Source organism: Alloalcanivorax xenomutans (assembly GCF_032810065.1).
In the GTDB taxonomy this organism is placed as follows: domain Bacteria; phylum Pseudomonadota; class Gammaproteobacteria; order Pseudomonadales; family Alcanivoracaceae; genus Alloalcanivorax; species Alloalcanivorax xenomutans.
Genome location: NZ_CP136538.1, coordinates 3,108,133 through 3,131,259 on the forward strand (window position 1 = coordinate 3,108,133; position 23,127 = coordinate 3,131,259).

At 63.7% G+C, this 23,127-nt stretch carries 16 protein-coding genes; 11 read left to right on the top strand and 5 right to left on the bottom strand.

Annotated elements, in window-relative coordinates; genetic code table 11:
- The first annotated feature begins 21 nt into the window (after positions 1–21).
- From RYH70_RS14305 to RYH70_RS14325, 5 genes are all read left to right on the top strand, one after another.
- A complete protein-coding gene (locus RYH70_RS14305) occupies positions 22–315 on the top strand; it encodes a PA4642 family protein (RefSeq protein ID WP_022996152.1) in 294 nt (97 codons plus the stop codon).
- A 352-nt stretch (positions 316–667) separates the two neighbouring features.
- A complete protein-coding gene (locus RYH70_RS14310) occupies positions 668–1,861 on the top strand; it encodes a HAMP domain-containing sensor histidine kinase (RefSeq protein WP_317009315.1) in 1,194 nt (397 codons plus the stop codon).
- On the top strand, positions 1,851–2,414 hold the full coding sequence (locus RYH70_RS14315) for a response regulator transcription factor (RefSeq protein WP_317009316.1): 564 nt from the start codon (positions 1,851–1,853) through the stop codon (positions 2,412–2,414). Before RYH70_RS14310 ends, RYH70_RS14315 begins: the two co-directional genes overlap by 11 nt.
- 414 nt (positions 2,415–2,828) lie before the next feature.
- Positions 2,829–4,604 (top strand): autotransporter assembly complex protein TamA, encoded by a 1,776-nt coding sequence (locus RYH70_RS14320; RefSeq protein ID WP_284455016.1) that lies wholly within the window; start codon positions 2,829–2,831, stop codon positions 4,602–4,604.
- A 14-nt stretch (positions 4,605–4,618) separates the two neighbouring features.
- On the top strand, positions 4,619–8,068 hold the full coding sequence (locus RYH70_RS14325) for a translocation/assembly module TamB domain-containing protein (RefSeq protein WP_317009317.1): 3,450 nt from the start codon (positions 4,619–4,621) through the stop codon (positions 8,066–8,068).
- Here the strand turns inward: RYH70_RS14325 and RYH70_RS14330 are convergent.
- The gene (locus RYH70_RS14330) at positions 8,061–8,474 is read right to left on the bottom strand and encodes a PaaI family thioesterase (RefSeq protein ID WP_022996157.1); all 414 of its coding nucleotides are present in this window, start codon (positions 8,472–8,474) and stop codon (positions 8,061–8,063) included. The genes RYH70_RS14325 and RYH70_RS14330 overlap by 8 nt on opposite strands.
- 164 nt (positions 8,475–8,638) lie before the next feature.
- Between RYH70_RS14330 and RYH70_RS14335 the strand changes: the two genes are divergently transcribed.
- Entirely contained in the window at positions 8,639–10,354 is a 1,716-nt protein-coding gene (locus RYH70_RS14335; protein ID WP_022996158.1) for a proline--tRNA ligase, read from the top strand.
- Positions 10,355–10,466: 112 nt separating this feature from the next.
- On the opposite strand, the gene RYH70_RS14340 is transcribed toward RYH70_RS14335, so the two are convergent.
- The gene (locus RYH70_RS14340; RefSeq protein ID WP_284455018.1) at positions 10,467–11,471 is read right to left on the bottom strand and encodes a DUF4062 domain-containing protein; all 1,005 of its coding nucleotides are present in this window, start codon (positions 11,469–11,471) and stop codon (positions 10,467–10,469) included.
- Positions 11,472–11,804: 333 nt separating this feature from the next.
- Here RYH70_RS14340 and RYH70_RS14345 point away from each other — a divergent pair, with 333 nt between their 5' ends.
- Positions 11,805–12,545: a ParA family protein gene (locus RYH70_RS14345; protein WP_233926157.1), complete on the top strand. Its 741-nt coding sequence runs from the start codon at positions 11,805–11,807 to the stop codon at positions 12,543–12,545.
- Positions 12,546–12,734: 189 nt separating this feature from the next.
- Here RYH70_RS14345 and RYH70_RS14350 read toward each other — a convergent pair whose 3' ends face one another.
- Both RYH70_RS14350 and RYH70_RS14355 read right to left on the bottom strand, forming a co-directional pair.
- The gene (locus RYH70_RS14350) at positions 12,735–14,426 is read right to left on the bottom strand and encodes an acyl-CoA dehydrogenase family protein (protein ID WP_055099915.1); all 1,692 of its coding nucleotides are present in this window, start codon (positions 14,424–14,426) and stop codon (positions 12,735–12,737) included.
- Positions 14,423–15,085 (bottom strand): TetR/AcrR family transcriptional regulator, encoded by a 663-nt coding sequence (locus RYH70_RS14355; protein WP_022995695.1) that lies wholly within the window; start codon positions 15,083–15,085, stop codon positions 14,423–14,425. Before RYH70_RS14355 ends, RYH70_RS14350 begins: the two co-directional genes overlap by 4 nt.
- A gap of 163 nt (positions 15,086–15,248) precedes the next feature.
- Here RYH70_RS14355 and RYH70_RS14360 point away from each other — a divergent pair, with 163 nt between their 5' ends.
- Positions 15,249–16,859 carry a hypothetical protein gene (locus RYH70_RS14360; RefSeq protein WP_317009318.1) on the top strand — a complete coding sequence of 537 codons (1,611 nt, stop codon included), beginning with the start codon at positions 15,249–15,251 and terminating at the stop codon, positions 16,857–16,859.
- Here the strand turns inward: RYH70_RS14360 and chrA are convergent.
- On the bottom strand, positions 16,779–17,912 hold the full coding sequence (gene chrA / locus RYH70_RS14365) for a chromate efflux transporter (protein WP_317009319.1): 1,134 nt from the start codon (positions 17,910–17,912) through the stop codon (positions 16,779–16,781). The genes RYH70_RS14360 and chrA overlap by 81 nt on opposite strands.
- Before the next feature lie 105 nt (positions 17,913–18,017).
- Between chrA and recQ the strand changes: the two genes are divergently transcribed.
- From recQ to RYH70_RS14380, 3 genes are all read left to right on the top strand, one after another.
- Positions 18,018–19,817, top strand: coding sequence for a DNA helicase RecQ (recQ, locus tag RYH70_RS14370; RefSeq protein WP_317009320.1), 1,800 nt, complete (start codon positions 18,018–18,020; stop codon positions 19,815–19,817).
- Positions 19,818–20,234: 417 nt separating this feature from the next.
- Entirely contained in the window at positions 20,235–22,202 is a 1,968-nt protein-coding gene (locus RYH70_RS14375; protein WP_317009321.1) for a metallophosphoesterase family protein, read from the top strand.
- Between the two features lie 217 nt (positions 22,203–22,419).
- Positions 22,420–23,043 carry a class I SAM-dependent methyltransferase gene (locus RYH70_RS14380; protein ID WP_284455024.1) on the top strand — a complete coding sequence of 208 codons (624 nt, stop codon included), beginning with the start codon at positions 22,420–22,422 and terminating at the stop codon, positions 23,041–23,043.
- Positions 23,044–23,127 lie beyond the last annotated feature (84 nt).

Genomic DNA, 23,127 nt, shown 5'->3' on the forward strand with positions numbered 1-23,127 from the left:
GCATTCCCAAGGTGACACGACATGGCTGAACGCAAGGACAAACGCAAAGTCATCGGCGAACCGATGACCGATGAACAAATCAGACTGTTTCTGGACCTGCCTCCCGAGGAAGGCGAAAACGCCGATTTTCATGTGCTGATTCGCGCCTATCGCGCCCTGCGCGTGGAGGACTTCGAGCGTTTCCTGGCCTTCTTTATCGAACAGGGCCGAGACCTGCGCGCCCGGGATGACAAGGGCCGCACCCTGATCGAGGTGATGCGCGGCCACGGCAAGAACGACGACTACATCGCCGTGCTGGAACAGGCCGGCGGCTGAGAGGTCGCCACAAGGCCGCCGCAGGAGCTTGCCCTGCCGGCGCATTGGCCTCCCGGCGCGGGACATTCGCTTGCAGGGCAAGCTCCCACAGCGGCTTCGTAGCCGGGTTTGATCAAGCCGGCCCGGAAGGCCACCGCCAGGGATCGCGGTGGCAAAAAGAATCGTCCGGAACGGTTCACGACGTCGTGCCAACGACGGCCCGGAGGGCCACCGCCAGGGAGGGCGGTGGCAAAAAGAATCGTCCGGAACGATTCACGACGTCGTGCCAACGACGGCCCGGAGGGCCACCGCCAGGGAGGGCGGTGGCAAAAAGCCGCACCTCCTCGACGCCGGCCCAGGTACAATCGCGACCATGACCGGATTGCCTCCCTACGTAGTCTGGCGCCGCCGCATGCTCTGGCTGCGGGCGGTGCTGGTAATCGCCCTTGCCCTGGCGCTGCTGGTATTGCGCCAGTTTTCAGCGCTGGTGCCGTTGTCACTCACGCCACTGCTGTGGCTGGGCGCGTTGCTGCTGCCCAATCTGCTGACCCTGTTGACATTGAACCTGGATCCCCGCCCTCAGCAACATCTGCTGGCGGTGGAGCTGGCCATGGACGTGATGCTGTTTCTCGCCGTGGTGCAACTGTTCGGCGGTGCCAGCAACCCGATGACCTTTTACCTACTGGTACCGGTCTTGATGGCTGGCATGACTCTGCCCCCCATGGCCAACGGTCTGGTGCTGATTCTCGCCCTGACCGGTTATATGACGGTGAGCCAGTGGCACCACATGCCCGCCCCCCATACCGCTCTGCACGCTCTCACCCGGGAACTGAGCGCCCTGCACAATATCGGCATGGCGGTGGCCTTCGCCGCGCTGGCGGTGACGCTTTCCATCCTTGGTCAGGTGATCCAGGCATTGACCCGGCAACAGCAGCGTCAGCAGGACAAGGCCATGGAACTGGCCGGACGCCGCGAGCGCATGTACCAGGTGGCGGCGACACTGGCCCACCAGGCCCACGAACTCAACACGCCGTTGAGCAGCCTGGTGATGATCAGCGATAACGCCTTGCAGGAGCCCGGGTTGTCCGACACCACCCGCGCCGACCTGGAGCAAATCCACGCATTGGCCCGGCAGGTAGCCGGCAAGCTGCGCCGGGCCGACCACCATGACGTTCCCGAGGACATCGCGTTCCCCGCCCTGATCGACCGCTTGCGCCTGCACCTGAGACATCTGCAACCCACCCTGGAGATCCGGCATCAGGGCCCCGACCACGCCGTGCTCAGACAAGCCAGCGACTGGTTCCGGGTGCTTGCCAATCTCGGCTACAACGCCATCGACGCCGGAGCCGGTACGCTGGCGATTCAGTTGGACACGGCGCCGGAGGGGTGGCTCCTGCAGATCAGCGACGACGGACCGGATCATCCGGAGCGTCCCGGCCGCGAGGGGATGGGCATCGGCCTGGCACTGGTGGAGAGTACCCTGGAAAACCTGGACGCGCGGCTGGAGATGGAATTCAGCCGGCAATGGACCCAGGCCCGCATTCGCTGGAGTGGTTATGGCGCTTGAAACCCTGCTGCTGGTGGAAGATGACGAGTTACTGGCGACACAGACCCGCCGGGCGCTGGAACGCCACGGCCTGAGCGTGACCCTGGCCGCCGATGCCGAGCAGGCGCGTCAGTGCATGGCCTCCCTGCCCACCCTGGACGCGGCGGTGCTGGATCAGAATCTGGGCGTCGACAACGGGCTCGATCTGATTGCCCCGTTACTGACGCATTTCCCCCAATGCCGGATTCTGGTGCTGACCGGCTACGGCAGCATTGCCGCCGCCGTGGCCGCCACCCGCCGCGGCGCCCATAATTATCTGACCAAGCCCGCCGGTGCCGGCGATATTCTCGACGCGCTGCGACGCGACCCGGCGCAAATGGAGTCCCTGCCGGACTCGCCGCCATCATTGCAGCGGCTGGAATGGGAGCATATCCAGCGGGTACTGGACGCCCACGGCGGCAACATCTCCCACGCCGCCGCCGCGCTCGGCATTCATCGGCGTACCTTGCAGCGGCGTCTGAAGAAACGTCCCAGCCCGGTGCAATTCGAACGGGAACGGCCAGACAGGAACTAAGACGCCGGACGCCGGACGCCGGACGCCGGACGCCGGACGCCGGACGCCGGTAATGCAAAACCAACCCCAACGCCCCTGCAAGCACTAAAAACGCTTATTTATTTTCGCAAACTCCGCAGCTTCGGATTTTGACTTTAGCGTCCGGCGTCCGGCGTCCGGCGTCCGGCGTCTGGCGTCCGGCTCAAATGTGAAACAATCCTGCTTCCACTGGCTTTCCGCTAAACTCCTCCAGTAGTCTTTCCAGAGTCAGGGTCTGGCGCTACCGTCCAGGCCAAGCAAGGGGCGAAACCGAAGTAGCATCATCATGATCAGGGATAGAGTTTGCCGCCGCCGGGATGCCATCACGCGCACGCCTTGCCCCAACCACGACCAAACCGGTTGCCCGTTGTCTGACCGCCGAGTTGTCATTGTGCTATGAGGACCGAACGCCGCCGCCGGCCCCTTGCGCTCCGCGCCCTGCTCTCCGGACTGCCCCTGGTGCTGGCTTTTACCGTCAACGCCCCGGCCCGGGCGGCGGACAAAGAGCCAGTGCTGACCATCAAGGGCGACCTGCGTGATGAGGTGCGCGACAACGTGCGCGTACTGGTGGGTCTGGACGATGCCGCCTGTCAGCCGGGTCCCGGCCAGAAGGCGCTGATTCTGCGCCAGGTTCGCAACCGGTCAGAGGAGGCGATGCAGGCACTGGGGTACTACCAGCCGGACATTGTGCCGCAATGGCGGGACGCCACCGGCGACGCCTGTTTCGGCGTTACGCTCACCATCACCCCCGGGCCCCGCACCAAGGTGGAAACCCTGTCGATCACTTTCAATGGCGAGGCGCAACAGGATCCCGCCTTTCAGAACGCCATCGACAAGGCCGGCCTGTCTCCCGGCGATCCGTTGCGCCACGACCGCTACGAAGCATTGAAACGACGGCTGCAACAGTTACTGATCGATCGCGGCTACGCCGAGGGCAGTCTGTCCACCCATCGCCTGGAAGTGGACCGCGCCCGGCATCGGGCCAGGGTGGTAATGGTGGTGGACAGCGGCCCGCGCTACAGCGTGGGCGAGATCATCATCAACGAGGTTCCTCTGGACCCGCGCCTGGTCAACGCCTATCTGCGTTTCGCCAGTGGCGAGCCGTTCAATAACGAACGCTTGCTGGCGACCCAACAGGCTTATATGGGCACCAGCTATTTCAGCGCCGCGCGGTTGGAACGCAGCAAGGTCAACGCCGACAGCAAAACCATCGATGTCGGTATCAATCTGACCATGCGCAACCGCTGGGCGCTGCTCACCGGGGTCGGGGTCAGCACCGATACCGGGCCGCGGCTGCGGCTGGGGATCGAGAATCGGCGCATCAACAGCGCCGGTCATCGTGCCCGGGCGGAAACCGAGCTGTCCGACTTGCGTCAGGGGGTCGGCGCCAACTACCAGATTCCCCTGCGCGATCCCAATACCGAACGGCTGGATCTGCACACCCGCTACCTGAACGAAATCACCGACACCCGCGAAAGTGAGACGATCAGTACCGGGGTCGACTACATTCGCGAGTTGCCGTCGAAGTGGGTGGTCACCACTTCGCTGGAATATCTGCAAGAGAACTTCGACGTGGCCGACCAGGCCGATCACATCGAACTGATCATGCCCGGTATCCAGATCAGCCGCGTTCACTCCGATGATCCGATCTACCCGCGCTGGGGTTGGCGGCTGGGAGTCAAGGTGCGCGGCGCCCATGAGTCGCTGGCGTCGTCATCCAGCTTCGTGCAGGCGGACAGCTGGGCCAAGCTGGTCGTGCCGCTGGGCAAGGGCCGCCTGCTGACCCGCGCCGAGGTCGGTTACACCGAGATCGATAACGTCCGCAACCTGCCTGCCTCGTTACGTTTTTTCGCCGGCGGTGACTCCAGCGTGCGCGGCTTCGCCTACGAATCCCTGGGGCCCACCAATGATGATGACGAGGTCATCGGCGGTCGCCACCTGCTGGTGACCAGTGTCGAATACGATCGCCCGATCAGCCGGCAGTGGAGCCTGGCGGTGTTCTCCGACGCCGGCAACGCCTTCAATGACTTCAACGACTATGACGTGGAACGCAGCGCCGGCTTCGGCGTGCGCTGGCGCTCGCCGCTGGGACCAATCCGTCTGGATCTGGCCCGCGGCCTCAGCGGCGGCGACACCTGGCGGCTGCACCTGAGTATGGGGCCGGACCTGTGAAGCGCTGGCGCGGCTTGAAAATCGCTCTTCTGGTTGTAATCCTGCTGCCGCTGCTGTTGATAGCCGGCGTCTACGGACTGCTCGCCTCCCGGGCCGGCAATCTTTGGGTACTGGAGCGGGTCAAACCGGTATTGCCCGGCGAACTCACCATTGAGGACTGGCAAGGCAATTTGCTCAGCGGCGCGCAAGTGGCGCATTTGCAATACCGCCAGGATGAGCTGGTGGTGGACCTTCACCAGCTGCGCCTGTCGCTGGCGCCGCTGGAAGCCTTGCGTGGCTGGCTGTATCTGGGCGAACTGCACGCCGACCGGGTAAGGGTGCATGTGCCGCCATCGCCGCCAGACCAGACACCGGATGACACGCCGTTCACCCCGCCCGAGAGCATCGCCCTGCCCCTGGGCGTGCGCATCGATACCTTCTCGTTGAACGAGCTGATTCTGGAAGGCGCCATCGACCTGCAATTGCAGGATCTGGAAGGGCAGCAATGGGCCGCCTGGCAACGCCTGAACCTGCCCCGGATCGCGCTCACCGTGGCCGATACCCGTCTGGACGCCAGCCTCTCCGGTAACCTGCACGCGCCCTTTCCGGCCCAGGGCGATCTGCTCTGGCGCCGCCCCGCCGCGGAAGACGATGGCGCGCCTGGGCTGGGTGGCCGGCTGATTTTCCGTGGCGACCTGGACAAACTGAACCTCAGCCACGACCTCAGCGCGCCTCTGACGCTGAGCACTAACGGCAGTCTCGCCTGGCGGGATCACACCCTGAATCTGGATCTGATCCATGAATGGCCGGCCCAGGCACTGCCGGTGGACACTCCCGTGCCGGTGCAGCTGGGCGCCGGCAAACTGACCACCGTGGGCTCCCTCGATGCCCTCCAAATCCAGGGCCAAGCCGACCTGGAAGCGGACGGCCACCCGCTCAAGCTGAATCTGGACGCCACCGCCAGCACCCGGTCCATGGCCTTGAAGCAATTGCATCTGGAAGGCGCCGGCCAACGTCTCAATGTCACCGGCAGTCTGTCCTATGAGAAGGGTCTGGCCTGGGACCTCAACGTCAATGGCGACGCCCTCGACCCGGCGCTGGTGGCGCCGGACTGGCCCGGCAATCTGACCCTGCGCGCCCAGAGCAAAGGACACTGGCGTGATGACGATTGGCGCGTCAGCGTGGACCCTTTGTCCCTCACCGGCACCCTGCAAAAGAAACCGGTTTCTCTGACCGGCAAGGCCAGCCAGCCCGCCGGCGGCGATCTGAGCCTGACGCTGAATGGCCGCTGGGGCCAGGACCGGATCACCGCCGAAGGCAAGGTGGGGGAACAGCTGGCGCTGGCGGGAACCGCCGCGGTGGCGGATTTGTCAGCGTGGCAAGGTCCGGCCCGCGGCGCCCTTGATTTGCGCTGGCGGCTGGCCGGCACCTTGGAAAACCCGCTGCTCAGCGGTGAACTGAGTGGCCAGCAACTGGCCTGGGAAGATTGGCAGTTGCCCCGCCTTGATGCCCGTTTCAACAACCTGACGCCCGGCAACGGCCAGCAAAGCCTGAACGTGACCCTGGGCCCGGTGAGTCAGGGCGCCGAGCAACGCCTGGAGCAAGTGACGCTGGCGGTTCAGGGCACCCGCTCGAATCACAGGGTGACGATCGCCGCCCACCAGGATGCCGCCGAGCTGGAACTTGCCCTGCAGGCGGCGCTGAGCCAGGACTGGCGCTGGCACGGCCGGGTCGAGCAGTGGCGGCTCGGTGAACCGCGTGCTGGCAACTGGGCGCTGGATACGCCGGCGCCGTTCAGCGTCAGCGCCGCCCGGCAGCAGCTGGAAACACTGTGCCTGCAGCGCCAAAGTGGCGAGGGCCGTCTCTGCCTCGGCGGTGAACATGGCGACGGCGGCCGCTTCAACGCCGAAGCCCGGCTGGCGCGCTTGCCGCTGACGCTGTTGAATCCCTGGCTCGGCGACCAGCTCAGTCTGGCCGGCGAGATCAACCTGGACAGCCGCTTCTCCGGCACCCTGGCCGCCGCCAACGGAGAATGGACCCTGAGCGCCGACCACACCCGGCTGACCGTGCGCGATGTCGGACAGGACCATGTCTTCGACCTGGATACCGCCCGTCTCGACGGCACCCTCCAACAAGGCAGTCTGGCCAGCCAACTGGCCCTGGTGGTGGCCGGACACGGCTCCCTGAACGCGGAGCTGAACACTCGCCTGAGCGCGGCGGCTCCGGTTGACGGCCGGCTGCGTCTGGATATTCCCAAACTTGATGACTTCGCCGCCCTGATCCCGCAAATCGGCGAGCTGAACGGCGCCGTCCGTGGCGAATTGAACCTCAGTGGCACACAGGACGCGCCACGATTAAGCGGCCAGATCGATCTCACCGGCGGCCGCGCCAGTGTGCCGGAACTGGGGATCGCCATGGAGGAGATCACCTTTACCGCCGCCGGCGATGCCGCCGGGTTGCGCCTGGACGGGCGCGCCCGGTTCGGCGAAGGCACCCTGACCCTGGACGGCGAGTGGCGACCGGAGGTGTCGCCGCTGGCGGTCACGCTCAACATCGATGGCGAGCGCCTGCAGGTGGCCAACCGCCCGGACGCCAAGGTCTGGGTCAGCCCGGCCCTGCGGCTTCAGGGCAACGGTCAGGATCTCACCCTGGACGGCACCCTGACCGTGCCCGAGGCTCACCTTGAGCCCCGCGAACTACCGGAAAGCGCTGTGTCGGTGAGTGCGGACCAGGTGATTATCGACGCCGAGACCGAGGACCGTGCGCCGCTGCCCTTCGCCATGTCGGTGGACGTGGTACTGGGCGACAAGGTCAGCTTCGAGGGCTTCGGTCTCACCGCCACCCTGGGCGGCGATCTGCGAGTGAGTCAGAAGGTGGATCAACCGGCCCAGCTCAACGGCAACCTGACCATCAAGGAAGGCCGTTACCGCGCCTACGGCCAGAACCTGGCCATCGACAACGGCCGCCTGATGTTCCAGGGGCCGCCGGAGAACCCGGGCCTGGATATCCTCGCCATCCGCAAGATTCCCAGTGAAAGCCTGGTGGTGGGGGTGCGTATCAGCGGCACCCTGCAGCAGCCGAAGGCACTGATCTTCTCCGATCCAACCCTGGAGGAGAGCGAGGCGATGTCCTACCTGCTCACCGGCCGCGGGCTCAGCAACGCCAATCAAAGCGATGCCGCCATGGTGGCCCAGGCACTGGCGATTTACGGCCTGCAGGGTAGCGGCGTGACAAGAAAACTCAGTGAAACCCTGGGGCTGGATGAAGTCACCATCGGCAGCGACTGGGGTGGCGCCGAGGACGCCGCGCTGATGCTCGGCAAACAAATCTCCGAGCGCCTGTACCTGACCTACGCCGTGGGTATCTTCGACGCCATCTCCACGGTGATGCTGCGTTACACCCTGACCCGGCAACTGCACCTGGAAGCCCAGTCCAGCAGCAAGAGCCAGGCCCTCGATCTGATCTGGGAAAAGGAGTTCAGGTAGTCGCCGGCAGTGCGTAGATGCCGGTGACATGGGCCACCATGTCATCGCTGTCGACGCTGTAGAGACGCACTTCCAGTACCGCCGAGCGCCGTCCCAGCCGGATGATCTCGGCGTCGGCGATCATGTCCACCGGCGCCGGCTTGCTGAGAAAGTTGATATTCAGGTTTTGCGTCACCGCCATTTCCAGCGCCCCGAGCCGGCCCAGAATCACCGCGTACATGGCGGAATCCGCCAACCCCATCATGGTCGGGCCGGAAATGGTGCCGCCGGGGCGGATCATGGACGGCTTAAACGGATAACGCACCCGGGCCCGGTTCCCTTCCACCCACTCCACCTGCAAAGCGGTATCGGCCGCCGAAGGCAAGCCGTTGTACATAATGGTCTGTACTTCCTGCGCGCTCAGCACTGTTGTTTTCCTTCTTTCTTCAGTCGACGATTGGCAAATGGTGCCAGAGGCCCGCTTTGACGGGAAGCGTACCGGTGTCAGCGCCGGGCCGACTATGTAGAATAGCCCACTTAACGCTTCGGCACCGTCAATCGCCTTTCATTGGATCCGGATTCGTACAAACTATGCGTACTTCCCGCTATTTGCTTGCCACCGTCAAGGAAACCCCCGCCGACGCGGTGGTCATCAGTCACCAGTTGATGCTGCGCGCGGGCATGATCCGCAAGCTGGCATCCGGCCTCTATACCTGGCTGCCCAGCGGCCTGCGCGTGCTGCGCAAGGTGGAGCGGATCGTGCGCGAGGAAATGGAACGGGCCGGCGCCCAGGAAGTACTGATGCCGGTGGTGCAGCCGATCGAGCTGTGGCAGGAATCCGGCCGTGACAGCGCCTACGGCCCCGAATTGCTGCGCATCACCGACCGCCACGACAACGGCTTCTGTCTGGGTCCCACCCATGAGGAAGTGATCACCGATCTGGCGCGCAACGAGATCCACAGCTACAAGCAACTGCCGCTCAACTTCTATCAGATCCAGACCAAATTCCGCGACGAGATCCGCCCGCGCTTCGGCGTCATGCGCTCGCGGGAGTTCACCATGAAGGACGCCTATTCCTTCCACCTGAACGCGGAATCGCTGGCCGAGACCTACCAGGACATGCATCGCGCCTACTGCGCGATCTTCGACCGCCTGGGGCTGGACTATCGGCCGGTGGAAGCGGACACCGGCTCCATCGGCGGCGCCGCCAGCCATGAGTTCCATGTGCTGGCGGCCTCCGGCGAGGACGACATCGCGTTCTCCGACACCTCCGACTACGCCGCCAACGTGGAGCTGGCCGAAGCGCTGGCCCCCGCCGGCGAGCGGCCGGCTCCCGGCGCCGAAATGACGCTGGTGGACACCCCCGACGCCAAAACCATCGAGCAACTGGTGGCGCAATTCGACCTGCCCATCGAAAAGACCGTGAAGACCCTGGTGGTGAAAGGAGCGGAAGGTGGTCTGGTGGCCCTGCTGGTCCGTGGCGACCATGAACTGAACGATGTCAAAGCGGAAAAACTGGAGGCGGTGGCGGCGCCGCTGGCCTTCGCCGAGGAAGCGGAGATCCGCGCCGCCATCGGCGCCGGCCCCGGCTCCCTGGGTCCGGTGAACCTGCCCATCCCCTGCATCGTCGACCGCACCGTGGCGAAGATGAGCGACTTCGCCGCTGGCGCCAACCAGGACGGCAAGCACCATTTCAATATCAACTGGGAGCGCGATGTGGCGCTGCCGGAAGTGGCCGACCTGCGTAATGTGGTGAACGGCGATCCAAGCCCGGATGGCCAGGGAACCCTGGTGATCAAACGCGGCATCGAAGTGGGCCACATCTTCCAGCTCGGCACCAAATACTCCGAAGCCCTCAATGCCACCGTGCTGGACGAAAACGGCAAGGCGGTGACCATGCCGATGGGCTGCTACGGCATCGGCGTCAGCCGCATCGTGGCCGCCGCCATCGAGCAGAATCACGACGAGCGCGGCATCATCTGGCCCGAAGCCATTGCCCCGTTCCAGGTGGTATTGATGCCGCTCAACCCGAAAAAGAGCCCGCGCGAAAAGGACACCGCCGAACAGCTCTACCAGACCCTCACCGAGGCCGGCATCGAGGTGCTCTACGACGACCGTGAGAAAGAGCGGGTGGGCGTGAAGTTCAGCGACTCCGAACTGCTCGGCATTCCCCACCGTATTCTGGTGGCGGAAAAAGGACTGGACCGCGGAGTACTGGAATACAAGCGCCGGGGCGCGGAAGACAATGAGGAGCTGCCGCTGGATCGGGTGGTGGAAGTGCTCAAGGAGAAGCTGGCCGGGCATTGAGCCCGGGGTTCACTCACTGCCTGGACTACGAAGCCGCCCGGACAAGCTCCCACAGCGGCTTCGTAGCGACCTCTGAATTCATATCCGCAAGGTTTGGGGTGCGCCTTTCCCGCTAGCCCCCTTCGCGGCGCCGCGCCAGCAGTTGGGTCATGGCGGCATCACCGGTGGCGGTGAGCCGCCAGCAACCCGGCCCTGCCCCTCTCTCATCGTGACGGATCAAACCCAGCGCCCGTAACTGCACCTTGATCTGCTGCAGCACCGGTTCCGCCAGCGTCACATTGCGCACCGCGTGAGCCTCCGGAAAACGGGGTTTCAATTCCTCCAATGCGCGCCGCGCCAGCGCCTGCTCCAGCGTCTTGCGCAACACCGCCTCGCTGGCGCCCTCCAGCATCTTCGGTGCCAGCGAACCGAACACCGCCTCCCATTGCCAACGGCTGCGCCCCCGCGCCAGTTTGCAGGCACCGCCCTGATACACCGCGCAACTGTATTCCAGTTCCACCGGATCGCCGCCACGGGCCAGAGCCGCCGCCGCGGGCCGTTGATCCGTCAGCCAGCGTTCGCGCTCCGCTTCCAGGGCCGCCAGCCGCCGGCGCAAAACCGCGTCCTCGGTGCCGCCGGAGGTGCCGGGCCGGACCCAGCCGGCGGCCGGATGGGTTCGCAACCAATCCGGCAACACCCGCGCCAGCCGTTCCACCAGATCCTCCGGCTCACGCCAGGTATGGCAACGGGTCTTGCCCTGCAGCAGACGGGCAAAATCGTCGCGCCGCACCGCCCCCTCACGGGATCCCTCCCGGGCCGCTTCCGGCAACAACGACGGCGCTTCGTGAATGAACGCCAGCACCGGTTTGCGCTTGGTGGCGGCATAGACGAACTCGCGGTGCATCTGGCTCAGCCCTAACGGCGACAGAGCGCCGTAAAGCCCGCCGAGAACCAACACCACATAGTCGCTGTCGTCGATCAGACGCTGCGCCAGCGGCATGTGATCGGCGCCGTCATCCAACGCCGCCATCCCCAAAGGCATCAGCGCCTGATTCAACAGCGGCGCCAGCACCTTCTGACGCACCCCCAGTGGATCCGGATACCCGGTGCTGAGAAAAACCGGATGGCGTTTTTCCATCAGCGTGTTTCCTTGCGACCCCATCGCTTTCCCTGTGCCCCCTGACAATATCGCCCCTCAACCTCTACTACCCCACAACGGTTTCGGAGTTCTTGGAGAGTCGGTGGTCAACGTTCCAGGACCGTGCTTCTCCGTGTCCTGGAACGTTGACCACCGACTCTTACCCCCCACCGTACCTCCTGGTACCGGCGCCCCCAGCACCGATTAAAGCCCCTGCGCGAATACCCGACAAGGAACCTCTCCACAACAGCAGGCCCACACCCGTCATGGCGGGACACACCGGCCGGTTCGTGCTAGCCTGCCGGACACCGTCCATCACTAACTGTGCCGATCATGCGAACCATCGCCTTTTATAATCTGAAAGGAGGGGTGGGCAAGACCACCACGGCCATCAATGTGGCCTGGCACGCGGCCCGCTGGAAGCACCGTACCCTGCTCTGGGACCTGGACCCGCAGGGCGCCGCCAGTTTCTATCTCGGTGTCGGCGATGGCACCGGCTACAAGGCGGGCGCGGTTCTCAAAGGCAAGCAGCCCATGGGCAACCTGAAGCGGGAAACCCGCTGGCCGCTGCTGGAAGCCATTCCCTCTGACCTCAGCCTGCGCAATGCCGACCTGAAACTGGCGGAGACCGGTCGCGGCCAGCTGCGACAGCTGGTGGCACCGTTCGGCGAAAGCTACGAGTTAATGCTGCTGGATTGCCCGCCCACCCTGAGCCCGGTGGCCGAGAGTATTTTCTCCGCCGCTGATTATTTGGTGGTGCCGGTGATCCCGACGCACCTTTCCCTGCGCGCGCTGGAACAGGTGCGGGATTGGCTGGACAGCAAGAAGCTCAAGAATCTGGAGCTGATCCCGTTCTACAACATGGTGGACCGGCGCCGGGCCCTGCATCTGGATTTGCTGGTAAAACGGCCGCCAATCATGCGTAACGGCCTGCAGACCTGGATCCCCTACTCCACCCATGTGGAACAGATGGGCGATCACCGCGCACCGGTGGCGGAATTCGCCCCACACACGCCGGCGGCCCACGCCTACCGGGCGCTGTGGTTCGAATTGCTGGATCGCATCAAGCTCTGAGCACGAAACACGGAATGCATTGCGGGCCACCACCACGTTCCGCAGCTTCCCACAGAGAAGAGTCACGGAGCCGCTGTGGGAAGCTTGCTTGCAAGCGAATATTGCCAACGGCAGAGAAAACCATTCGCTGCCTAGGCAGTCTCCCACAGCGGCTTCGTAGCACAGGGTTGCGGAGTTCGTGGAACCGGCCTATTCGCTCCAGGGATCGGCCCGTTGCAGGATCGTATCCAGATCCAGACCGCGAGGCAGGGTGCCGTAGTTGCGATCACCGTGCTCCCCCAGACGGGAGGCGATGAAAGCCTCCGCCACGGCGCTGTTGCCGGCGGCCACCAACTGACTGGCCTGCATGGTCAGTGACAGGCGGTCGACGATGTCGCGGGCACGGTATTCCGCATCCGCCATATCGGAGAACTCACCTTTCAACGCGGTCACGGCCTGGTCCAGACGGCTGTCGGCGCCGGCTGCCTTACCCAGTTCCGTGAACCACACGTCCAGCACTTTCGGCGTCTTCGCCAAAGCGCGCAGCATATCCAGCGCCTGTACATTACCGGACCCTTCCCAGATCGCGTTGATCGGCGCTTCCCGGTACAAACGCGCCATCATGAACTCCTCGATGGCGCCGTTGCCGCCCAGACATTCCATGGCCTCGTAGGCATGGAACGGGGTGCGCTTGCAGATCCAGTACTTACCCGCCGGCAGCCCCAACCGCAACAGCAGTTGTTCATATTCGTTGCCGCTGTCCAACGCGGTGTTGTCCAACGCCTCGCCCATGCGCATGGCGATGGCCAGGGAGCCTTCCACCTCCAATTGCAGGTCGGCGAGCACATTCCGCATCAGCGGCTGGTCAATCAGTGTCTTGCCGAACGCGGCCCGGCCACTGGCGTGATTGACCGCCTGTGCCACCGCCTGACGCTGCCCCGCCGAAGAGCCGATCATGCAATCGAAGCGGGTCATCGCCACCATTTCGATGATCGCCGGCACACCACGCCCTTCCTCGCCGACCATCCACCCCAGGGCTCCGCGCAGCTCGATCTCGGAGGAGGCGTTGGAGACGTTACCCACCTTGTTTTTCAGGCGCTGCACTTGAATCGGATTCTTGCTGCCGTCGGGCCGCCAGCGCGGCACCAGAAAACAGCTCAGCCCCTTTTCGGTCTGCGCCAATACCAGGAAGGCATCGCACATGGGCGCGGAGGTGAACCACTTGTGGCCAATCAGTTCGTAGGCCTCGCCGGGGCCGCCAGCGCCGATTGCATAAGCGCGCGTGGTATTGGCCCGCACATCGGAGCCGCCTTGCTTCTCGGTCATGCCCATGCCGATGGTCAGGGATTGCTTTTCATAGTGCGGCACATTGCGCGGGTCATAGCCGTTGTTGAGGATTTTCGGCAGCCATTCCTCGGCCAGGGATGGGGTCAGCCGGATCGAGGGCACCGCCGCGAAGGTCATGGTCAGCGGGCAGCCATGGCCCGCTTCCGCCTGGGCCTGCAGGTAGCTGCGCGCGGCCCGGGCCACATGGGCGCCGGGCTTGGGGTCGGTCCAGGGCGCGGAATGGATGCCGCTCTCCAGCCCCAGCGCCATCAGGTTGTGATAGGCCGGGTGATATTTCACCTCATCCACCCGGTAACCGTGACGGTCGTGAGAGAAGAACTGCGGTTTGTTTTCGTTGGCCAGGAAGCCCCACTCGATCACCTCGGCACTGCCGGTCCTGGCACCGTGCGCGGACAATGCCGGTTCCGCCCAGCCCGCACCGTGGCGGCGCACCGCTTCACGCAGGGCATTGTCGGTGTCATAGGCGTTGTAATCCTGCAGATCGCCGGACTGGTTGAGCACCTCATGGGTGTCGGCCAGGGCTTCCACATTCAAAGCATCGTGTTGAGCATTCATGATTGACCTCCAGCGCCAACGGCGCCTGTGGTGGTGTTTTGTTGTGGTTGTCTCGATTGCGATGGCGTGGCGCCCACCGCCCGCAGGCAGAAGGCCACCATCTGATCCGGCAGGGCGGCGTCCGCCAGCGGCGCCGCCAGTGGCCCCACCAAAGCTTCGGCCACCGCCCCTACCAGCGCCGCGGCGCTGGGAGCGGTGGCCTGGGGCGGCAGTTCGCCACTGGCCACGCCGTGATCCAGCACATCCCGGTAGAGTGCCGCGTACATGGCCCGGTAATGCAGCCGTTCGGCATCCACCTCCGGCTCCACCGGTTCGGCGATCAGCGCCCAGGCCAGCTTGGGCGCCGCCATGGCTCGACCGGCGAACACCCGCAACGCTTGCTCCAGGCGGGCACCAGCGCCGCCCGGCCCGGACAGCGCCCGCGCCACGGCCTCCACTTCCCGCTCGGTGGCGACACGGAACACCTCCGCCGCCAGCGTCGCCTTGTTGTCAAAATAGCGATACAGCGTGCCGACACCGACGCCGGCGCGCTCCGCCACCGCCTGCATGGTCATGGCGGCGAAGCCCCCTTCCCGCACCAACATCTCAGCGGTCCCCAGCAAATTCTCCCGCTGCGCCGCCTTACGCGCCCGAACCTGAGCGGTTTCCCGGTATGCCATGATCGGAATCCTGATTCCCACTTTCTAAGAATTGAATCATGATTCCGGGTTTGAGGCAAGCGACGCCGGTTGGCAATTCAAACAATGCGCCCTCTCTCGATAGCACTCGGATTGTTATAGTGTAGAGCCAACAAAAGTAGGCAGGGCAGACATCATCATAACCATGAAACGCATCCTTTTGGTCCTTGCCTCGATCCTGTTGCTGATCCCGATCACTGTGGTTCTTGCCCTTACCATCACCCGTGATGTGCCCGGGGGAACCTACTTCCCTCAGCCCATCAACTCCAGGTTTGACTCCTATGCCGAGGTCACCTGGGCCGAGGTTGACAGCCTGTTGCCGGTAATGAGGCTCTATGGGCCGGACGGGACCAAACTGCGCGGCTATTTGATGGTGCCGTTCAAAAAAGAGGCCCTCCCGCTGCGTGGTCATGGCAAGGATTATGTTGCCGAAACGGACGGTTCGGTTCGCTTTACTCAGGAAGAAGGCTTATTCGGCAATAGCTATCCGGACATCGAGGACGAGAGTGACCTCGACGCACTGAAAGAGCGAAGCAAGGACAATCTCGCTACCGACATAAACGGTATCCAGGCACTGAAACTCGTCCCGGTCGAGCCAGACAACCCCGAACTCCTGCGCATCCAGGCCGAGTGGCGGGACGCACGAAACCGGACGCAAGAAGTATTCCAGCAGCTTGCCCAGGCCAAAGCCACCCCAACATGGCAGACCTCCTTCAAGGGTATGCTGTCGCTGAAGCTGCCCGGAAATTATGTTCTCAGGTATCCCGAAGCCAGATCCGATGCCGTGGCCTTCAAGGTTTGGCAGCGGCACGGAAGCGATATCAAAGCCCACGAAATGACCCTCTTTGCCACCACCAACGACGATAAATATCAGCGACGGAAAGTGGCGAAAAACTTTTTCTCCATCCACCCCGATCATCACAACCTCGGACACGACATCCACATCGCACTAGAGGCGAACGGCTACTATTACATTCAGGCCGAACGCGATATCGGCGACACTTATCTCCACGCCAGGGCGGAAACATCCGATATTCAGGTGGCCGGTGATTTCATCGGGATCATCAAACAGCTGGGTGCGGAAGATCTCCCCATGCAGCTGCTTTCAGGCGAGTATATCCCCTCCATGGATTCCACTATGATGCCAAAAGACTATGCGGAATTCGTGACCTTTCTCGAGCAGCGGCTGGACTCTTTCTTTAATCCCGACGACGATTTATTCCACGTAAGATCGAGCCGTATGACGTCACCGGATCATCCCTGGAGGCTTGACGTTTCCTCCTTCGATCAACAGGGCGCGGCGTCCATACGGATCTTTCTTGTACGTTGGGAAAGCACCAATCCACCGGCTCTACGGGACATCTGGCTTCATGCCTCCGCCGAAGAAGAATATGGCGAGGTGGTGGCAACGGCCGGCCCGGCCTTGAAACTGCGCATCAATCAGCGGCGGCGTACTTGCAACAGCCGTTACCATTTACCCATCGCCAGGATAAACGCACATCAGGAATTGAGCCTGCTGTTCGATGTCAGCTCCAACAGCCTGCCTGAGTGCCAGGAGGCGGCGGCCTGGTTCAAACAACTTGATCTGGCGGCCCTGAAAAAAGCGATCCCCGCGATCAGCAATGAAACCGCCTGGCGCCCCTTCTTTCAAAACGCCTCTCCCGGAAGGCCCCTCTCAAAAGACCCTGACGGCCCAGCCCAACAACGCCATCCCCACCACCAGCCAGAGCAAGGGCACCTTCCCCGACCGCAATAACACGAATCCCGCCACCACCACCGCGAAATCCCCCACACCGGCCACCGCCGAGCGAAAAACCGGGTCGTAGAGGGCCGCCAGCAGCAAGCCCACCACCGCCGCGTTGATGCCGGCCACGGCGCCGGCCATGGCCGGGCGGCTGGCCAGGCCGCGCCAGGCGTCCGCCAATGCCCATACCAACAGGAAGCCGGGCAGGAAGATCGCCACCGTGGCCAGGGCCGCGCCGGACCAGGGCGCCGTCGGCATCAGCAGCGCGCCCAGATAAGCGGCCAGGGAAAACATCGGGCCGGGTACCGCCTGGGCGGCGGCGTAGCCGGTCAAAAAGGCGTCGGTGCCGATGCGGTCACCAACGAAGCCCTGCAGCAACGGCAATACCACATGGCCGCCACCGAACACCAAAGCACCGGCGCTATAAAAGTCCCGCAGTAGCCAGAAGCCGCCAACCAGGGCGAACAACAGCCAGAGTCCGGCGAACAGCACCAGCGGTCGCACTCTGATCGCACCGCCCTCCGGCATGGTCTCCACGGTACGCTTGAGCCATCCGCAGCCAATCGCCGCCGCCAGCAGCAAGGCCAGCAGTTGCGTGACGACGCCCGGCCACCACCACAACAGCACCGCCGTGGCCAGCGCCAGCCCCCGGGTCAGGGTATCGGGACAAAAACGGCGGCCCATGTTCCAGACCGCGTCGGCCACCACCACCACCGCCAGCCATTTCAGTCCCCGTACCACGCCATCCAACCCGTCTCCGGCCCACCGGGCAGCGAACAGGGCCACCAGTACCATGATCCCGAACGACGGCAGGGTAAAACCGAGAAACGCCGCCACCGCCCCGGCCAGCCCGGCGCGATGGCGGCCGATGGCGAACCCCAACTGACTCGACGCCGGGCCGGGCAGAAACTGGGTCAACGCCAACAGACGGGCGAACTCGTCCTCGTCCAGCCAGCCCAGGGAGGTGACGAAACGGCGGTGGAAATACCCCACATGCGCCGCCGGACCACCGAAGCTGATCCAGCCCAACAGAAAAAATTCACGAAAAACCCGCCATGCCTGCATTGTCGTTTTGTTCCCCGTCACGGTTTCGTCACAGTCGCGCCGGATTCTGCGTGGCGCACATGTCACGCGGATGTCACCGCGCCCACGGGCAGGTATACTCCCGCCATGCAACGCGATCCCCTTTCGATTCTCCAGCACGTATTCGGCTACCACGAGTTCCGTAACCAGCAGGCCGCCATTATCGACACCCTGGTCAGCGGTGGCGATGCCCTGGTGTTGATGCCCACCGGCGGCGGCAAATCCCTCTGTTACCAGATCCCGGCCCTGGCGCGGGAAGGCGTCGGTGTGGTGGTCAGCCCGTTGATCGCGCTGATGCAGGATCAGGTGGACGCGCTCAACGCCCTCGGCGTCAGCGCCGGTTTCCTCAACTCCACTCTGGACGCCGGCCGCGCCAGGGAATTGGAACAACAGGTCCGCGACGGTACTCTCGACCTGCTCTATGTGGCGCCGGAACGGCTGACCCAGGCACGCACTCTGGAATTGTTGCACCAGTCTCCGCTGGCGTTATTCGCCATCGACGAGGCGCATTGCGTATCGCAGTGGGGCCATGATTTTCGCAGCGACTATCTGCAACTGTCCCTGCTGCACCGGGAGTTCCCCCAGGTGCCACGCATCGCGCTCACCGCCACCGCCGATCCGCGCACTCGTCAGGAGATCGCCGAACGGCTGGATCTGGGTAGCGCCCGGCACTTTATCTCCAGCTTCGACCGGCCCAACATCCAGTACCGGATCGAACGCAAGGACAGCGCCCGCCAGCAACTGCTAAGGCTGATCCGCAACGAACACGCCGGCGACGCCGGCATTGTTTATTGCCTGTCCCGTAACAAGGTGGACCAGACCGCCGACTGGCTCAACCAGCAAGGCATTCCCGCCCTGCCCTACCACGCCGGTCTCGGCGGCGAGGTGCGCGCCCGTCACCAGCAGCGATTCCTGCGCGAGGATGGTCTGGTGATGGTGGCCACGGTGGCGTTCGGCATGGGCATCGATAAACCGGATGTGCGCTTTGTCGCCCATCTGGATCTGCCCAAAAGTATCGAAGCCTATTACCAGGAAACCGGCCGGGCCGGCCGTGATGGCGCCCCCGCCACCGCCTGGATGGCCTATGGGCTGGAAGACGCCATCCGCCACAAACAAATGCTGGCGCAATCGGAGGGCAACGAACAGTTCAAACGCCACGAGCATCAGCGTCTGGAGGCCATGCTTGGCCTCTGTGAAGTGACCCAGTGCCGGCGCCAGGCGCTGCTGAACTATTTTGGCGAAACCCTGGAAAAACCCTGCGGCAACTGCGATACCTGCCTGAACCCGCCACAGACATTCGACGCCACCGAGGTGGCGCGCAAGGCGCTCAGCTGTGTTTACCGCACCGGCCAGCGATTCGGCGTCAACCATTTGGTTGATGTGCTCACGGGCAATCGCAGCGACAAGGTGGCTTCCGCCGGTCACGACCATGTCTCCACCTGGAACATCGGCGGCGAGCTTTCCGCCAATCAGTGGCGGGCCATTTATCGGCAACTGGTGGCGCTGGGCCTGCTCGCCGTGGATGCCGCCGGCTATGGCGCCCTGCAACTCACCGAGGCCTGCCGTCCCTATTTACGCGGTGAGCGGTCGCTACAACTGCGCAAGGACGTGGCCCGTGCCCAGACCCGCTCCCGCCGCACCGAGCGGGTTCCGGTGACGGACGCCGAGCGCCCGCTTTGGGAAGCCCTGCGCGCCTGCCGCAAGCAACTGGCCGAGGAAGCCGGCGTGCCGCCCTACGTGATCTTCCACGACGCCACCCTGCTCGACATGATGGCGATTCATCCAACCTCACTGCGTGACATGGCCAGCGTCAGCGGTGTCGGCGACCGCAAACTGGAAGCCTACGGCGACGCTTTCCTGGAAGTGTTCCACCGTTACGCCTCGTGACGATCCGCTTCGTCTGCTGGTGAAGCTCCCACAGCGACGTTGTAGCAACCTCCGAATTGATGTCTGCAAGGCCAGAAGAACACCTGCGCTTGCCGGTTACCTCGAAGCAAAGGCGTAACGCGGCTTCGCTGTCCATGATGGAAGGTAATACCGTTTCCCTCCAAACCGCGATGAACCTTATGTTGGCGTCCGATATCCAGCGCCGTTCCACAACCGTGGGACAACACAGATCATCAAACCGTCATTTCAATGACGCCGAATCATCACATCCCTTATCCAGCATAAGCAGCGCTCAGGGAGCCCGCCCGCTCCCGACCCGGGTTCCATACCCAGCCTCCGCCGTCGCGGAGAAGCGCAAAGGAAGGCGCGTGATGGGGTGCAACCGGGTATACCAATACCAATCTGGGGGTTCACATCATGCGATTCACGGCACTACCGTTGTACGCGGTGCTGCTCGGCGGCCTGTTGTCCGCCTGCGGCGGTTCTTCGTCCTCATCCGATTCCGGCACGCCACCCACCGATCCCGGCAGCGGCGGCGAAACGCCCACGCCGACTCCGGTTTCCACACTGCGCATCGGTCTGCTGCCGGATACTCAGGGCGGCGGCGATAACGTTTCCATGCATCCAATGAAGGCGGTGCTCGACAAGGAACAGGAACTGGGCGTGGATATCGTGATCCCGGTGGGCGACCTCACCGACCACGGCACCACCCGAGAGTTCGAGCAATGGACCTCGGTGGCGGAAAGCTACCGCGACGCCGGCATCGAGTTCCTGCCGTTGATGGGCAACCACGAAGACAGCTACGCCTATTCAGTGGAATGGATCGAGAACATGAAGCACTACATCCCCGACGATGCGGTGCACATGAGCGGCGCCCAGTATCTCAATTACTACGTCATCCGCGACAACGTGATGATCTTCCTGCTCAAGTATTACAACCTGCCGATCGCTTTTGACTGGATCAAACAGGAAGTGGCCGCCCACGAGGGTGAATTCGACCATCTGGTGATCGCCAGCCACGACGGCCTGATCGGCGCCAAATACGGCGAAACCAGGGAAATGATCGTGGAAGGCACCGCCGGCGACGACCACCTGATGAACAAGTGGGATGACATCCGTGCCTTCTTTTCCAAACACGATGTAATCTGGGTGCAAGGCCACGAGCACATGTATCAGCGCTCGGTAATCAAGGCGCCGATCTGGGTGGACCCGACCTCCTGGACCGAAGACGACGGCAACTACCGGCTGCCCCAGTACACTCAAATCATGTCCGGCAACGCCTCCTATAAAGGCTACGAATTCCGCTACGGTGAACGGGAACTGGTGCAACGCATCGTGCAACAGAAAATGAACACGATGAAGAACGGCTCCACCGCCTACGACGTCAACGCCTCGGTGCTGACGTTCCAGGGCGACCGCGTGGACTATCAGTCCTGGTTCACCGAACACACCATCGGCGCCAATGAAGACGGCGGGAAAGAACTGGCCGCTCCGCAATGGAAACTGCTGGACCGCTTCTCGCGCACCAAGAACCGCTGCGAGCGCATTGTTTATCCCAACTCCATTCCCGAAGGCACCCGCCCGGTGATGTACCTGGACAGCAGCTACATCAGCAACGACTGTTATGCTCCCGACGGCAGCGTGGCACGCATGGTGGGCGGCACCAACGACACCTTCAACCGGGTGGAAAGCCGCACCCGCGACATGGAAGTCACTCCAGGGTTCAGCCGCGCCAGTACCGTTACCGAGCTGGCGCGTCTGGCTTATCAGTTCCTGTTCCAGTACAACCAGCCGTGGACGCCGAACCTGAACGCGGAGAACCGCGTGGTACCAAACGCCGACGACGCGGCCGTGCTCGACATTCCCGAGACCACCATCGATCTGAAGGAAGACGTGACCATGAGCTGGCAGGCCGCCAACGGCGACACCGCTTCCGACATCCTCATCATCAGCGGCACCCAGAATCAGACCGGCACCTACTCCAACGCCTACGGCGCCGCCAAGGACCTGGAGACGGATACCGGTCTGCCCGGCAGTCAGCCCGATGGCACCGCCAAGCAGGCCCATGCCCTGCCGGCCAGCGCCAGTAAGAACTGGGATCTGGCCACCGCGGTGTCCGATGCCTATGCCGTGACCTTCGACGCCAACGAAGGGGTGGATACCGACAGCCACACTCTGGCCTGGCGCACCGCCGACGGCTGGCAAGCCATCGCCGGCACCGATTGCGTGGTGGAGCAGCCGTTCGACAGCGCTTTCCTGAGCACGCCGCCAAACCGTCCGGACGCCTGCGCCGACCAGCCCCTGGTGGGCTTCGATGCCGACCACGGCCGGCGCTGGTGGACCGTGCTGCAACAGGACGCGGAACTGGCGCTGATCAGCCGCTGATGCTTTGAGACAAATCGCGGCTTGTGAGCCACTGATGTCCTACAGTGGTGGGACATCCCGCTTACACGCAACCGTGGCACACTGATTCGCTGGCAAGCCAGCCTCCCACAGCAGTTCCGTAGCCTCTCCGTGGGAAGCGAGCTTGCTCGCGAATCCGGCTTGACTTCCCGTCCCGCCAAGCCAAGGATGGGCCGATAGCAACAAGCAGGCCCATCTCATGGGGTTATACAGCGATTACCTCTTTCCTCCGCTGTTGGATCTGGCCACCCGTCCGTTCTATCGCAACCGCCAGCGTTTGATCGCCGCCGCTCGCGGGCGGGTCCTGGAAATCGGCGTCGGCAATGGCGCCAACCTGCCGCTTTACGGCGAGCAAGCCACGGAAATTCACGGCCTGGAACCCAGTATCCCGTTACTCAACCGGGCCCGCCGGCAAGCCACCAACAGCCCCCACCCTCAACGCATCCGCCTGTTGGCCGGTGATGCACGGCGATTACCCTACCCGGACCGCTACTTCGACACCGTGGTGGCGTGTCTGGTGCTGTGCACCATTCCCGAACCGGAACGGGCCGCCCGGGAAATGCGGCGAGTGCTGGCCGACAACGGGCAATTACTGATTCTGGAACACATCGCCAGTCCCAACCCCCGCACGCAACGCTGGCAGAACCGGCTGACGCCGTTGTGGAAACAGCTGGCCTGCGGCTGCCATCTCAACCGTCCCACCCCGGACATCCTCCACCATGCCGGTTTCGATCTCGCCAATACCCGCCGTTACCGCCATGCCCGTCTCCCCGCCTTCGCCAGTCAGGTATTGGAAGGCACCGCCACGCCATACCCCCGCTGAATGGCGCCATTTGCCCCCTAATCCCCCTCCCCACGGGCCGTTTGCGGCCATCACGGCAGATAAAGTCCTCGTGCCCCGGGCGCC

Coding starts and splice junctions, on each gene's coding strand:
- RYH70_RS14305 (WP_022996152.1), top strand. CDS start 22: ATGGCTGAACGCAAGGACAAACGCAAAGTCATCGGCGAACCGATGACC.
- RYH70_RS14310 (WP_317009315.1), top strand. CDS start 668: ATGACCGGATTGCCTCCCTACGTAGTCTGGCGCCGCCGCATGCTCTGG.
- RYH70_RS14315 (WP_317009316.1), top strand. CDS start 1,851: ATGGCGCTTGAAACCCTGCTGCTGGTGGAAGATGACGAGTTACTGGCG.
- RYH70_RS14320 (WP_284455016.1), top strand. CDS start 2,829: ATGAGGACCGAACGCCGCCGCCGGCCCCTTGCGCTCCGCGCCCTGCTC.
- RYH70_RS14335 (WP_022996158.1), top strand. CDS start 8,639: ATGCGTACTTCCCGCTATTTGCTTGCCACCGTCAAGGAAACCCCCGCC.
- RYH70_RS14340 (WP_284455018.1), bottom strand. CDS start 11,471: ATGGAAAAACGCCATCCGGTTTTTCTCAGCACCGGGTATCCGGATCCA.
- RYH70_RS14345 (WP_233926157.1), top strand. CDS start 11,805: ATGCGAACCATCGCCTTTTATAATCTGAAAGGAGGGGTGGGCAAGACC.
- RYH70_RS14350 (WP_055099915.1), bottom strand. CDS start 14,426: ATGAATGCTCAACACGATGCTTTGAATGTGGAAGCCCTGGCCGACACC.
- RYH70_RS14355 (WP_022995695.1), bottom strand. CDS start 15,085: ATGGCATACCGGGAAACCGCTCAGGTTCGGGCGCGTAAGGCGGCGCAG.
- RYH70_RS14360 (WP_317009318.1), top strand. CDS start 15,249: ATGAAACGCATCCTTTTGGTCCTTGCCTCGATCCTGTTGCTGATCCCG.
- chrA (WP_317009319.1), bottom strand. CDS start 17,912: ATGCAGGCATGGCGGGTTTTTCGTGAATTTTTTCTGTTGGGCTGGATC.
- recQ (WP_317009320.1), top strand. CDS start 18,018: ATGCAACGCGATCCCCTTTCGATTCTCCAGCACGTATTCGGCTACCAC.
- RYH70_RS14375 (WP_317009321.1), top strand. CDS start 20,235: ATGCGATTCACGGCACTACCGTTGTACGCGGTGCTGCTCGGCGGCCTG.
- RYH70_RS14380 (WP_284455024.1), top strand. CDS start 22,420: ATGGGGTTATACAGCGATTACCTCTTTCCTCCGCTGTTGGATCTGGCC.